At 52.4% G+C, this 12,446-nt stretch carries 13 protein-coding genes; 4 read left to right on the plus strand and 9 right to left on the minus strand.

The window, feature by feature from the left end:
* Positions 1-10: 10 nt before the first annotated feature.
* The 4 genes from O4H49_RS13740 (at position 11) to O4H49_RS13755 (ending at position 3,645) form a co-directional block, all read left to right on the plus strand.
* A complete protein-coding gene (locus O4H49_RS13740) occupies positions 11-1,222 on the plus strand; it encodes a cytochrome b (protein ID WP_269424006.1) in 1,212 nt (403 codons plus the stop codon).
* 14 nt (positions 1,223-1,236) lie between these two features.
* Positions 1,237-1,995: a cytochrome c1 gene (locus tag O4H49_RS13745; RefSeq protein WP_269424007.1), complete on the plus strand. Its 759-nt coding sequence runs from the start codon at positions 1,237-1,239 to the stop codon at positions 1,993-1,995.
* 136 nt (positions 1,996-2,131) lie between these two features.
* The gene (locus O4H49_RS13750; RefSeq protein WP_269424008.1) at positions 2,132-2,995 is read left to right on the plus strand and encodes a VOC family protein; all 864 of its coding nucleotides are present in this window, start codon (positions 2,132-2,134) and stop codon (positions 2,993-2,995) included.
* A gap of 140 nt (positions 2,996-3,135) precedes the next feature.
* Entirely contained in the window at positions 3,136-3,645 is a 510-nt protein-coding gene (locus O4H49_RS13755; RefSeq protein WP_269424009.1) for an HPP family protein, read from the plus strand.
* 77 nt (positions 3,646-3,722) lie between these two features.
* Here O4H49_RS13755 and ychF read toward each other — a convergent pair whose 3' ends face one another.
* From ychF to rfaD, 9 genes are all read right to left on the minus strand, one after another.
* Positions 3,723-4,820: a redox-regulated ATPase YchF gene (ychF, locus tag O4H49_RS13760; RefSeq protein WP_269424010.1), complete on the minus strand. Its 1,098-nt coding sequence runs from the start codon at positions 4,818-4,820 to the stop codon at positions 3,723-3,725.
* Between the two features lie 63 nt (positions 4,821-4,883).
* A complete protein-coding gene (gene pth / locus O4H49_RS13765) occupies positions 4,884-5,624 on the minus strand; it encodes an aminoacyl-tRNA hydrolase (protein ID WP_269424011.1) in 741 nt (246 codons plus the stop codon).
* 38 nt (positions 5,625-5,662) lie between these two features.
* Positions 5,663-6,295: a 50S ribosomal protein L25/general stress protein Ctc gene (locus tag O4H49_RS13770; RefSeq protein WP_269424012.1), complete on the minus strand. Its 633-nt coding sequence runs from the start codon at positions 6,293-6,295 to the stop codon at positions 5,663-5,665.
* A gap of 152 nt (positions 6,296-6,447) precedes the next feature.
* Positions 6,448-7,380, minus strand: coding sequence for a ribose-phosphate pyrophosphokinase (locus O4H49_RS13775; RefSeq protein WP_269424013.1), 933 nt, complete (start codon positions 7,378-7,380; stop codon positions 6,448-6,450).
* A 126-nt stretch (positions 7,381-7,506) separates the two neighbouring features.
* Complete coding sequence (locus O4H49_RS13780; protein ID WP_269424014.1) at positions 7,507-8,481, minus strand: hypothetical protein; 975 nt, start codon at positions 8,479-8,481, stop codon at positions 7,507-7,509.
* 117 nt (positions 8,482-8,598) lie between these two features.
* A complete protein-coding gene (pgeF, locus tag O4H49_RS13785; protein WP_269424015.1) occupies positions 8,599-9,369 on the minus strand; it encodes a peptidoglycan editing factor PgeF in 771 nt (256 codons plus the stop codon).
* A complete protein-coding gene (locus O4H49_RS13790) occupies positions 9,363-10,562 on the minus strand; it encodes a class I SAM-dependent methyltransferase (RefSeq protein ID WP_269424016.1) in 1,200 nt (399 codons plus the stop codon). Before O4H49_RS13790 ends, pgeF begins: the two co-directional genes overlap by 7 nt.
* Entirely contained in the window at positions 10,559-11,443 is an 885-nt protein-coding gene (gene lgt / locus O4H49_RS13795) for a prolipoprotein diacylglyceryl transferase (protein ID WP_269424057.1), read from the minus strand. The genes O4H49_RS13790 and lgt overlap by 4 nt, the downstream gene beginning before the upstream one ends.
* An 11-nt stretch (positions 11,444-11,454) precedes the next feature.
* Entirely contained in the window at positions 11,455-12,438 is a 984-nt protein-coding gene (gene rfaD / locus O4H49_RS13800; protein WP_269424017.1) for an ADP-glyceromanno-heptose 6-epimerase, read from the minus strand.
* Between the last annotated feature and the right edge of the window lie 8 nt (positions 12,439-12,446).

Raw genomic sequence — 12,446 nt, forward strand, 5'->3', positions numbered from 1 at the left:
GGGGCGCGTCATGAGTTTTAAATCAAACAACAAAGTGGTTCAGTGGGTCGAAGATCGCTTGCCGATCATTTCCGTGATGCATCACAGCATCTACGAATATCCGATGCCAAAGAATCTGAATTACCTCTGGAACTTCGGTTCTCTTGCAGGTTTTGCCCTGGTTACAATGATTGTAACCGGGATTATTCTTGCCATGCAGTATACCGCGCATGTCGATCTTGCTTTCAACTCGGTTGAGCGGATCATGCGCGATGTGAACAACGGCTGGCTGATCCGCTATATTCACATGAATATGGCGTCGTTCTTCTTTATCGCCGTTTACATTCACATGTTCCGTGGTCTTTATTACGGTTCTTACAAGGCGCCGCGCGAGCTGCTGTGGCAGCTGGGTGTTGTGATCTTCCTGCTGATGATGGCGACCGCTTTCATGGGCTACGTTCTTCCCTGGGGCCAGATGAGCTTCTGGGGTGCAACTGTGATCACCAACCTGTTCTCGGCCATTCCGATCGTTGGCGAGAATATCGTGACTTGGCTCTGGGGTGGCTTCTCGGTTGATAACCCGACCCTGAACCGTTTCTTTGCCCTGCATTATCTGTTGCCGTTTATCATTGTGGCTGTTGTCATGCTTCACCTGATTGCCTTGCATACGGTAAGCTCGAACAACCCGCTGGGCATTGATATGAAAGGTCCTCAGGACAGTCTGCCAATGCAGCCTTATTACACCATCAAGGATCTGCTTGGTGTTGGTGTTTTCCTGATTGCCTTCTCTGTCTTCCTGTTCTGGGCGCCAAACTACATGGGACATCCGGATAACTACATTCCAGCGAACCCGCTATCGACACCAGCACATATCGTGCCGGAATGGTATTTCCTGCCGTTCTACGCGATCCTGCGGGCGATCCCTGACAAGCTTGGTGGTGTTCTGGCCATGTTCGGGGCGATTGCAGTTCTCTTTATCCTGCCGTGGCTGGACCGTTCTCCGATCCGTAGTTGCAAATTCCGCCCAATGGCACGGATTTTCTTCTGGATTTTCCTTATCAATGGTCTGGCACTGGGGTATCTCGGTGGTCAGCCTGCGGAAGGCGTGTTTGTGATCGCCAGCCGTATTGCAACAGCTTACTACTTCTTCCACTTCCTGGTGTTGATGCCATTTATTCTGCCGATGATCGAACGTCCGCGAGAATTGCCGAGCTCAATCCATGAAGCCGTAATGAAGTCCTGAGAGAGGGAAGACCAATGAAGAAAATTCTATCTGGCTTCTTCGCCGTTTCGCTTGGTTGCCTTTCACTTCCCGCTTTCGCTGCTGGGGACGCTGTTGAGCTTCCCGAGCAGGAATGGAGCTTTGACGGTGTTTTTGGCACATATGACAAGGCTTCTATGCAACGTGGTTTTCAGGTTTACCAGAAAGTCTGTTCTGCGTGCCATTCGCTTGATCTGATTGCTTTCCGTAACCTTACTGATCTTGGTTACAACGAAGACGAGATCAAGGCGATTGCGGCAGAGTACACTGTTGAAGACGGGCCGAATGATGAAGGCGAAATGTTCGAAAGAGCAGGTTCTGCTTCTGATCGTTTCCCTGCTCCTTTCCCTAACGAGAAAGCTGCAGCATCAGCAAATGGTGGCAAGGCCCCGCCTGATCTCTCTTTGATGGCCAAAGCTCGTGTTGGTGGCCCTGATTATCTCTATGGCCTGTTGACAGGTTATGAAGATGCGCCAGCTGATATCGATGTTGGTAATCTGAGTTACAACAAGTATTTCCCTGGCCACCTGATTTCCATGTCGCCACCTCTTTTCGGTGACGATGTTGAATATGGAGATGGCACGGAAGCGACTGTTGAGCAGATGGCAACCGATGTTTCGCACTTCCTGATGTGGGCTGCGGAACCCAAGCTGGAAGCACGCAAACAGACGGGTGTGAAGGTCATGATCTTTCTGATCATTTTCACGCTGATCATGTATGCAGCCAAACGCAAAGCCTTTGCCAAGGTACACTAAGCCTTTAATGGTTTCTTGTTTGAAAGGCCGTCCCGAGGGGCGGCCTTTTCTTTTTGGAGATAGGGAAGAGAAAATTCGCAAGCGGATGAAAATGACGTAAGGTCTGAAGCTGCAATTGTTACTTGAGGGGCAGGATATGGTATTCGGTGAAACGCTTGAAGGTATTGATCATCTCCTGATCGGTACAGCCCAGCTTGAAGAAGCCCGTCATGGCTATATGCGGCTGGGCTTTCAGCTTACCCCACGGGGAAAGCATATCGGCTGGGGAACGGCCAATTACTGCATCATGTTTCCAGATGATTACCTTGAGCTTCTCGGGATTGTTGATGGGCAACAGGACACCAATGGTCTTGATCAGTTCCTGAAGCAAGGCCAAGGCGGGTTGGGTGTTGCTTTTCGTGGAAATGATCTTTCGAAAACCGCAGCTCTGTTGCAAGGCAAAGGACATAATGTTGAGGGGCTGAATGTACTGAAGCGCATACTGGAGCTGGAAAGCGGGGAGGTCATGCCCCGATTTGAACTGTTGCGGTATGGCGCTGAAGTCACACCGGGAATCGCTTCTTTTGCCTGTGTGCACAAGACACCGGAAATAGTCTGGCAGCCGCAATGGGTAAACCATCCCAATGGGGCGACAGGGATTCGCCGGGTTGTCTATGTCATGCCGGACCCCAGTGAGACCATTGATAACTATGCGGCATTTTTTGGTGAGGATGCCGTTATCGTCTCGGACGGATTTACTGAAATCCATCTGCCAAGCTCGAGCCACGTGATCCGTTTGATTACGGAAGAAGACATGCGACGCTTTTACCCGGGCATAGAACCACAAAACAGGGTGCGGGATTGTTATATGGCCGCGATACACCTCTGGTGTGATGATATAAGGGCCACAGAGGCCTATTTCGATGTTTATAGGGTTGCGTGCCACAAAGAGGGTGATCAGCGCCTCAGGCTTATGGAGAAGGATGCCTGTGGTGTGGTGTTGGCTTTTGATGCGAGATAGGGCGCATTTAGCAAAGTCTGGTTGAAAGTGCTGAATCGATTATAAGCTGATTGGTTTTTTAAAATAGAATGCTGAGCCTGTTCCATTATATCAGTTGTTCGATAAACTCTCTCGGGCATAACACTCCAGGTAAATCAAAGATGAGACAGCATTTCGCTAAATATCGCGGACAGGGGGCAGCTGTGCCTCCGATACCCAATCGCCACTTCATTTTCTGGAGCTGGTTAGGGGCATGTGTTGCGATTGCTGCTATTGCCTGGTTATCCAGTACAGCTGGGGCTCCCTTTTTCATGGCTCCTTTTGGCGCGAGTTGCGTTCTGATTTTCGGATTACCCAACAGCCCCTTGGCGCAACCCAGAAATCTGGTCCTGGGGCATTTGATCGCGACTGTTGTCGGTTTGGTCATTATGGAGCTGTTGGGGGTCGACTGGTGGTCCATGGGGATCGCCGTTGCCTCGGCCATTGCCCTGATGCAGATGACCCGAACCTTGCATGCCCCTGCTGGAGCAACACCTCTGGTCGTGATGCTGGAGAAGGCAGACTGGTCGTTTATTTTTACCCCGGTTTTAAGTGGAACTCTTGTGCTTCTCGTGGTCGGGCTTGTTGCCAACAATCTGTCTCGTGAGCGAAGCTATCCAGAATACTGGTAAACAGCCGTATCTTTCCCAATAAAAAAGGTGGCCCGCAAGCCACCTTTTTTATTGGATCTGATCTGGTGAACAGAAAATCAGACGTTGAAGCGGAAGTGGAAAATATCACCGTCTTTGGTCAGGTATTCTTTGCCCTCAGCCCGCATTTTTCCCGTATCTTTTGCACCTTGTTCGCCATTGCAGGCAATGTAGTCATCATAGGCGATGGTTTCAGCGCGAATGAAGCCGCGTTCAAAGTCGGTGTGAATCTCGCCCGCTGCATTGGGGGCTGTCGAGCCTGCAACGACAGTCCAGGCCCGGGCTTCTTTGGGGCCAACGGTGAAGAAGGTCAAAAGACCAAGAAGTTCATAGCCAGCCCGAATTATCCGTTTGAGACCGGTTTCTTCCAATCCAAGATCTGCCAGGAATTCGGCCTTTTCTTCGGCATCGGACAGAGACGCGACTTCGGCTTCAATAGCGGCAGAAATGATGACGCAGATACCGCCTTCGGCAGCGGCGCGTTCTTCTACCAGCCGGGAATAGGCGTTGCCTGTGGCGGCGTTTTCTTCTTCGACGTTAGCAACGTAAAGAACCGGTTTGGCTGTCAGCAGCTGAAGCTGGTCATAGATCGGCTTGTCATCGGCCGAAATATCGGCTGTGCGTGCAGCTTTACCGTCCTGGAGAACCTCGTAAACGGTATTGAGAACGGCAAGTTTGGCCTTGGCTTCCTTGTCGTTGCCTTTGGCTTTTTTGGTATTGGAGGCAATCTGCTTCTCAACGGACTCCAGATCGGAGATAAGCAACTCTGTCTCGACAGTTTCCGCGTCGCGAATGGGATCGACAGAACCATCGACATGAGTGACTTCACCATCGAAACAGCGCAAGACATGAACGATGGCATCGACGGAGCGGATGTTGCCGAGAAACTCGTTCCCCATGCCTTCGCCTTTTGAGGCACCGCGTACCAGACCGGCAATATCGACAAATTCGAGCTGTGTCGGAATGATTTTCTGTGAGTTGGCGATGGCGGCAATCTTGTCCAGACGGGGATCCGGCACTGCAACCCTGCCGATATTGGGCTCGATTGTGCAGAAAGGATAATTGGCTGCCTCGGCTGCGGCGGTTTCCGTCAACGCATTGAAGAGGGTGGACTTGCCCACGTTTGGCAGGCCAACGATACCGCAGTTGAAACCCATTTTTCTCGCCTTTCGCTTGTCCCCCCAGGCAATAATCTGCATCGGGGTCTGTGTGTTATGTCTCTAGTCTGAACGCGTTTTACTATTTGTAAGCCAGCGCGCCAAGGAGGATTGCCAGCCTTCTGCAGGTTGGTCGGTTTTTTTCGCCTCTGCCTGCTGTGTTGCGCGCTTGTTGGCCTCAGGCTGTGGAGCCGCTTTAGCTTCGGCCGTTTCGGGCTTGTCTTTTTTGGGCCGCGGCGGGGCTAGTTCCTGGGCCACGCGGGACATGAAACCCGAGTCGTCCCGTTGCGCGAGAAAGGTGACGTGGCGGGAAATAGCGTCGAGTTCTTGTTCCAGCCAGCTTTGCTCCGATTTGGCAAAGTCGCCGAGAACATGTCCTGTTACGCGATCCTTGTGGCCGGGATGCCCGATCCCCATGCGAATACGCCAGTATTCCTTGCCGATATGTGCATCAATGCTCTTGATGCCATTGTGCCCGCCAGAACCGCCGGCTTGCTTGATCCGCAACTTGCCGGGGGCCAGATCCAGCTCGTCGTAAAATACATAGATGTCTTCGGGAGGGATCTTGAAAAATCTGGCGGCTTCTCCAACCGCGCGGCCAGATTCGTTCATATAGGTTTCGGGCTTGAGGACCAGGATTTTTTCCTGCCCCAGGCGGCCCTCGGAAACCTGTCCCTGAAAACGTGCTTTCCAGGGGGAAAAACGATGGCGGTGGACGATATCGTCCACCGCCATAAAACCGATGTTGTGCCGGTTTTTTTCGTACTTCTGTCCGGGGTTGCCAAGGCCGACAAACATTAACATGTTGGCTTTCCTTAATCTTTCCGGTCAGAAAGAAGATATTAAGCTTCTGCTTCTTCTTCTTCAGCTTCTTCTTCGTCAGCATCGCCGGATTTGGCGGATTTGACAGAGCTTGGTACAGCAATGGTCGCGATGGTGAAGTCACGATCAGAGATTACAGGCTCGGTTCCTGCTGGAAGTTTAACAGAAGAAATGTGAACGCTGTCACCCAGTTCAAATCCGGCCATATCAACTTCGATATGCTCAGGGATCTGGTCTGCGCGGCAGATCAGTTCGATGTCGTAACGTACAACGTTGAGAACGCCGCCTTTTTTCAGGCCTGGGCAGGTTTCTTCGTTGATGAAGTGCACAGGAATGTCGACATGAACCGTTGTCTTGGCAGAAACGCGCAGGAAGTCAACGTGCTCAACCATGTCAGTCACAGGATGTAGCTGGATGTCGCGCGGAAGAGTACGCTCTTTTTTACCATCAATTTCGATTTCCCAAAGGCGGGTACCGAAGTGACCGGTTGTGTACTCTTTCATGATTGGACGAGGGTCCAGGTTGATCATGGTTGGCTGCTTTTTCGCACCGTAGATGACGGCAGGAACGAGTCCTGCGCGACGTGCGGCACGAGCGGCCCCCTTTCCGGCTCGTTCACGAGCTTCTGCGCTCACTTTAATGATGTCACTCATTTTATTCTCCAATAAGTCAAAAAACAGCGGCAGAGCTTCGTGCCCTGCCGTTGCAGCAATCGGCCAGCCTCCAGGGGTGCTGAACCGAAGAATCCGCCCGTCTTTTATACGGGCGGATGCATTTCGTCAAATTAATCCGTCAGCAAGGCTGATCAGTCGAACAGGCAGGAAACCGACTGTTCGTCACTGATCCGTCGCATGGCTTCACCCAAAAGGGGAGCAACGGAAATCTGTCTTATATTATGGGCGACGCGAACAGCTTCGGTAGCCTGGATCGAATCTGTCATAACCAGTTCTTCCAGAGGCGATGCTGTAACACGGGCAACAGCCCCTCCGGAGAGGACGCCGTGGGTGATGTAAGCGGAAACGGCAGTTGCGCCGGCATCTTTCAATGCCATGGCCGCATTGCACAGCGTTCCCGCAGAATCAACGATATCGTCAATCAGGATACAGCGCTGGCCTTTGACATCGCCGATAATGTTCATCACTTCGGAAACACCGGCTTTTTCACGGCGTTTGTCGATGATGGCAAGATCAGCATCAAGGCGTTTGGCAATAGCGCGGGCACGCAAGACACCGCCAACGTCTGGCGACACGATGGTCAGAGGTTCTTTGTTCATGCGCTCGTGAATGTCTTTGCTAAAGACAGGTGCAGCAAAAAGATTATCAGTTGGAATGTCAAAGAATCCCTGAATCTGACCTGCGTGCAAATCCATGGTCAACACCCGGTCTGCGCCGGCTGTCGTGATCAGATTCGCCACCAGCTTCGCAGAAATTGGTGTTCGGGGACCGGATTTCCGGTCTTGCCGGGCATAGCCGTAATAAGGAATCACGGCTGTGATGCGGCTGGCTGAACCCCGTTTCAACGCATCAATGGTAACCAGAAGTTCCATCAGATTATCATTGGTGGGATAGGAGGTCGGCTGAATGATGAACACATCTTCGCCGCGGACGTTTTCATGAATTTCCACAAAAACTTCCATATCTGAAAAACGCCGAACAGATGCTTTTGTCAGGGGCAGATTCAGATAGGCGGAAATGGCCTCGGCCAATGGTCGGTTGCTGTTACCCGTTAAGATTTTCACGCCAAAATTCCCGGCTTAACTGGGCCTGAACTCATTAAAAGTTGGGCCCATAGTTTTAAGTTTGGACGGGCGGAACTTATCAACCCCTGACATTTCTGTAAACGCCCATAAAGACTCATTTTTTTCTTAATTGAGAACAGATTGATTCTGAAGACTCTTTTGTTGCAAAAGATCAGCGATTCCACTGGCCGCGCCCTCGGCAATAACCTCTGCAGCAGGGTCAATGATACGAGACAACGGCAGAAGCGGTACGGGGTTGGTTTGTTCTATCAATCCAATTTGCTCGCCAGAGTTGTGATCGATCACTTTCCAGCGCAAGGTTAGGAGCAACAGCCCTGTTTCGGGTTTCTGGTCAATCTCGAGCTGCAGGATCAGGGGGGGATCAATCTGGCTTGTCTCCAGTTTATTTTCCGGCTGTAGATTAATCCCGCGTAGCTGCAAAGAGGTCCTGAGTTCCAACATCAGATTTTCCCGGCTTTTCTCTGGCAGGCTATCGGGGAGAGCGCTGAGGTAAAGGCGATTCTGAAAGCTGGGTGTTTTTTCGAATTTCCCTGATACAGATGATTTTTCAGCAAGAATTTCCCGATTGAGGCGGACAGCCGTTCTGCTGATCAGTTCTTGCATCAGGATTTTGGGATTGGCGGCGAGAACCTGTCCGGGAACCTGGGTCTGTTCCTGTAACTCGAAAAGAGGAGAAGGTGCCGCGGAGTCACTGACGCGGGTTTCCAGGCTGAGGACGACATTCTCGGGCTGGGGGACGGCCTCTTGTTCATTGCTGGCCGAAACAGCAAGGTGCGTGACAAAAAAACGGCTTTCCAGATACAGACTGCTGATCGTGGGGTGGAACTTCGATGCAGGTAGTCCCTGTTCCAGCAAATCCTTGCTCAGTGTATCTTGCGCCCAAAGAGCCAGATCAGGCTCAAAAGGATGGCTGTCCATAAACTCGATCCGCGGAAGACCAACGGACAGAGGTTGGGTCCCTGAAAGGTGAAGTAGGGGATTTCTGGTTGGCTCCGGATCGATGAAAGGCCGTGGTAGAGGACCGCAGGCCGCTAGAAAAGAAACCAGTCCCGTCAAAAGCAATAAAACGGATACTCTCATGTGTTTCCAATTTTCTCTTCTGGTTCAGGCCGAGCAGAGCAGAAGGGGGTCATACAAAGGTGCAGGTCGCGAGCAGCCCGAGGAAGCAGAGCAGAAAAAAGAACAGAAGATGCGGCATTATTCTTCCAATACAATCGCTGAAAGGCCCCGGCCATAATCGTTTTCCTTGAAGTGGCAGGAGCGGCGGTAACTGAAAAAGAGCTCTGATTCACTATAGGTATCGTTTTTTGAGACCGACAGCTGTTTGATGCCACTGGCCTTCAGGCTGTTGCCGACATAACGGCGCAGGTCAAACAGAAAGCGCCCTTCCCGGGGGGAAGGAATGAAATATTCCAGATTGCTTTCCTGTTCTTCACAAAAGCGATGTGCAAACTCGGCACCGACTTCGTAAGATATTTGCGCGATGCAGGGTCCTATGGCGGCATGAATGTTTTCGCGGCGGGCTCCAAGACTTTCCATGGCTGTAATGGTACTGTCGGTCACACCTTTTATTGCGCCCTGCCAGCCGGCATGTGCTGCACCGATGACACCAGAAACGGGGTCGGCAAAGAGTACTGGTGTACAGTCGGCAGTCATGATGCCCAAGGCTATTCCCGGTTTGTTTGTAACCAGCGCATCCCCTTTGGGCGCTTCATCCGGGCTCGACCATGCCTGTTCGACAATATGTACATCAGCCGAGTGAATCTGATAGGCCGTTACAAGGCTGGCGTCAGGAGAGCCCATTCGGGCAAGGGCTCTTGCACGATTCTCCAGAACGTTTTCTCTTGGCTCGTCGGCACCAAACCCGCAATTGAGGGAACTGTACAGGCCCTGGCTAACTCCGCCCTGACGGGTGAAGAAGCCGTGCCGGATACCATCCAGATTTTCGAGAGCAGGACTGTTCAGCATGGCGTATCCTTGTGGGGTTCAGAGCTTGAGGTTTCCGGGAAAGCAGCAGGTGTTGGCAGGCCTTGAGATGTCAGAGCCAGCACTTTGAAGAGCTCGCCCATCTGGTCCAAAGCAGTGAGACGATGTTCCGCTGCCGTGATATCAAGAACCTGGCTGTCGCTGCCACTGCGTCGCAACATTTCGGCCCTTTGTTCAATCCCGAGGGCGCGGAGGAAATCTCTCTGAGTGATGGGGCCATGAGGTTTGCAACGGGCTTTTTTTGCGCTTTCGATCAAGGCAGGAAAATCAACCAGTGCAGAAAGATCTGCCGTTCCCGGCTGCTCCAGGACTGGATGGTATTTGTGTGCTTTGACGGCTTGCAGACTTGGGCGCGCGGTTGGCGTGGCCCAGCCATAGTCAATGATCAATGCGGCACCACTCTGTTCGTCAAGGTGTGTCGCTATCTCGTGTATATAGCTGGAGGCAAGAGGTGACCGCTCGATAATCGCGCCGACTGCCGCTTCGCGTAAGGAAGGGGGTAAAAGGGTTTCAATGGCTTTCGAAGGGGGGGAGAGCGTGAATTGCAAGCCGGGTGAGATGCCGCCACCAGGGGAGGCCGCGCCAGGTGCTTCCTGTGGCACTGTTGGCTTTTCTGACAGGGTAACTAGGCGTTCGCACCATCCCTGTGGCGCGTGTTCAAACTGACGGATCGGCAGGGCATCAAAGAATTCATTCGCCAGAAAGAATGTTGGTCCTTCCGGAAGACTGGACAGGTCCTCATGCCATGTTATGGGGTATCCCGCGAGAGTTTCTTTCTGCTTTTTGCGCAGAGAAGGACTTACTTCAACCAGATGCACCTGTAAGCTCTGGGCAAAGCCGGGGATGCCGGGCACCATGGTCGCGGTTCTGAGCAGATCCGACATCAGAGTGCCGCGCCCGGGGCCGAGTTCAACCAGATTGATCGTGGCTGGTCCGCCTATGTTATACCAGGTGTCGGCGAACCATAATCCGATCAACTCACCGAACATCTGGCTGATTTCGGGGGCTGTAATGAAGTCCCCTTTTGTGCCGAAAGGTTCTCCAGCCATGTAGTAACCGTGTTTGGGGCTGATGAGAACTTCAGCCATATAATCGGCAACTGTTATGGCCCCCTCCAGGCGAATCCTGTTTGCAATGCGTGCAAGGGCTGCTGAGCTTTCCTTTCGCGCAGTCATTTTTTTCCTGACCCGGATTTGTTCTTGGCAGCGGCATCTGCAGCCTTGGGGGAGATGTCTTCCGGCTTGTGTTCCGGTCCCGTAATCTGTTGTGGCAAACGGAAGGCCATAACGGCAATCGTGAGTCCGGCAAGGATCATGGGAATCGAGAGTAGCTGACCCATAGTCGTGCCCCCAAAGAGGAAACCGATATGGGCATCCGGTTCACGGAAAAACTCGACAGTTGAACGAGAGAGGCCGTAGCCAATCATAAACAGACCGGAAATCAGGCCCCGTCTTTTCAGGCCGTCCAGCCGGACAACGAGGTAGAGAACCAGGAACAGGGCAACACCTTCAAGTCCGGCTTCGTACAGTTGGCTCGGGTGTCGAGGCAAAGGCCCGCCATTGGGAAACACCATGCCAATTTCCGCAGTGGTGACGCGGCCAAAAAGCTCGCCATTGATGAAGTTGGCGAGGCGCCCCAGGAGCAGACCGATCGGTGCTGCACAAGCCACGATATCCGCGAGTGTAAAGAAATGAATTTTCTCACGTCGGGCGAAGAAGAACATTGCTGTGATGACGCCAAGCAGACCGCCATGAAAGGACATGCCGCCTTGCCAGACAGCAAAGATCTCAAGCGGGTTGCTGAGGAAATAGGTGAAATTATAAAACAGTACGTAGCCCAAGCGGCCACCAAGTATAATTCCGAGGGTTGCCCAGACCATAAAATCATCCATGGCAATCGGTCGGACCAGACGCGGCGCCTGGAAACAGAGCCAGCGGCAATAGCGCCAGCCAATGACAATGCCAAAGATATAAGCCAGGGAGTACCAACGGATGGCGAAAGGGCCAATCGAGACGGCGATGGGATCAATCTCGGGATAAGCCAGAGCGGCGAGCAGCAAGTCCTGTGTCATCGGTAAGCATTTTCCCGGGCAAGATGTTCCTGGATATAGCGGGTGACACCTTCTTCGAGTGTGAGGAAGGGGCGGTCATAGCCTGCAGCCTTGAGTTTGTCCATGTTGGCTTCGGTGAAATACTGGTATTTATCACGGATGGCTTCGGGTGTGGGTACGTATTTGATGTTTTCGTTCTTGTCCATCGCAGCAAAAACTGCTCGCGCCAGATCAGAAAAGGTTCTTGCCTGCCCGGTGCCAACGTTGAACAGGCCACTGACCTTGCGGTTGTCTTTGAGCCACAGCATCACATTGATGCAGTCGTCCACAGAGATGAAATCACGCAGCTGGCCCCCGTCAGGATAATCAGGGTGATGTGACTGGAAAAGTCTGGCCGGTTCGCCTGTGGTGATCTGTTTGAACAGGTGGTAGGGCACACTGGCCTGGCCCTCCTTGTGGTACTCATTGGGACCGTAAACATTGAAAAATTTCAACCCGGCCCACTGTGGTGGTTGGGGAGCATTGTTGGCAATCCGCCGTGCTACCCAACGATCAAACAGCTGTTTGCTCCAGCCATAGCCATTGAGCGGGAGCAGTTTGGCCAGATGTTCTATGCTCTGGTCATCATCAAAACCCCCTTCTCCACCGCCATAGGTTGCGGCAGAGGAGGCGTAGATGAAAGGAATGCGACGGGTTGCACAGATGTTCCAAAGAGTTTTGCTGAGGCGGAAGTTATTGTCCATCAGGGCGTCGGCATTGGTTTCCGTCGTCGCCGATATCGCCCCCATATGGAATACAGCGCTGATTCTCTCGCCGTGCTGCGAGAGGTAGTCTTTCATCTTTTCAGGAGGAATGATGTCTTCAAGCTCATGCCGGGCGAGGTTGCGCCACTTGTCGCCACTGCCAAGCCAGTCACAAACGACGACTGACTTGCCTTGCTGAACCAGTGCGGCAACAAGATTTGATCCGATAAACCCGGCTCCGCCAGTTACAAGATACATGTGAGAGA

Source organism: Kiloniella laminariae, from assembly GCF_027214005.1.
Classification (GTDB): Bacteria; Pseudomonadota; Alphaproteobacteria; order Kiloniellales; family Kiloniellaceae; genus Kiloniella; species Kiloniella laminariae_A.

Excerpts from the sequence above, each read along its gene's own strand:
- O4H49_RS13790 (WP_269424016.1), bottom strand. The coding sequence starts at position 10,562 with ATGACTGCGCGAAAGGAAAGCTCAGCAGCCCTTGCACGCATTGCAAAC.
- O4H49_RS13740 (WP_269424006.1), top strand. The coding sequence starts at position 11 with ATGAGTTTTAAATCAAACAACAAAGTGGTTCAGTGGGTCGAAGATCGC.
- O4H49_RS13745 (WP_269424007.1), top strand. The coding sequence starts at position 1,237 with ATGAAGAAAATTCTATCTGGCTTCTTCGCCGTTTCGCTTGGTTGCCTT.
- ychF (WP_269424010.1), bottom strand. The coding sequence starts at position 4,820 with ATGGGTTTCAACTGCGGTATCGTTGGCCTGCCAAACGTGGGCAAGTCC.
- O4H49_RS13770 (WP_269424012.1), bottom strand. The coding sequence starts at position 6,295 with ATGAGTGACATCATTAAAGTGAGCGCAGAAGCTCGTGAACGAGCCGGA.
- O4H49_RS13780 (WP_269424014.1), bottom strand. The coding sequence starts at position 8,481 with ATGAGAGTATCCGTTTTATTGCTTTTGACGGGACTGGTTTCTTTTCTA.
- O4H49_RS13755 (WP_269424009.1), top strand. The coding sequence starts at position 3,136 with ATGAGACAGCATTTCGCTAAATATCGCGGACAGGGGGCAGCTGTGCCT.
- rfaD (WP_269424017.1), bottom strand. The coding sequence starts at position 12,438 with ATGTATCTTGTAACTGGCGGAGCCGGGTTTATCGGATCAAATCTTGTT.
- O4H49_RS13750 (WP_269424008.1), top strand. The coding sequence starts at position 2,132 with ATGGTATTCGGTGAAACGCTTGAAGGTATTGATCATCTCCTGATCGGT.
- pgeF (WP_269424015.1), bottom strand. The coding sequence starts at position 9,369 with ATGCTGAACAGTCCTGCTCTCGAAAATCTGGATGGTATCCGGCACGGC.
- pth (WP_269424011.1), bottom strand. The coding sequence starts at position 5,624 with ATGTTAATGTTTGTCGGCCTTGGCAACCCCGGACAGAAGTACGAAAAA.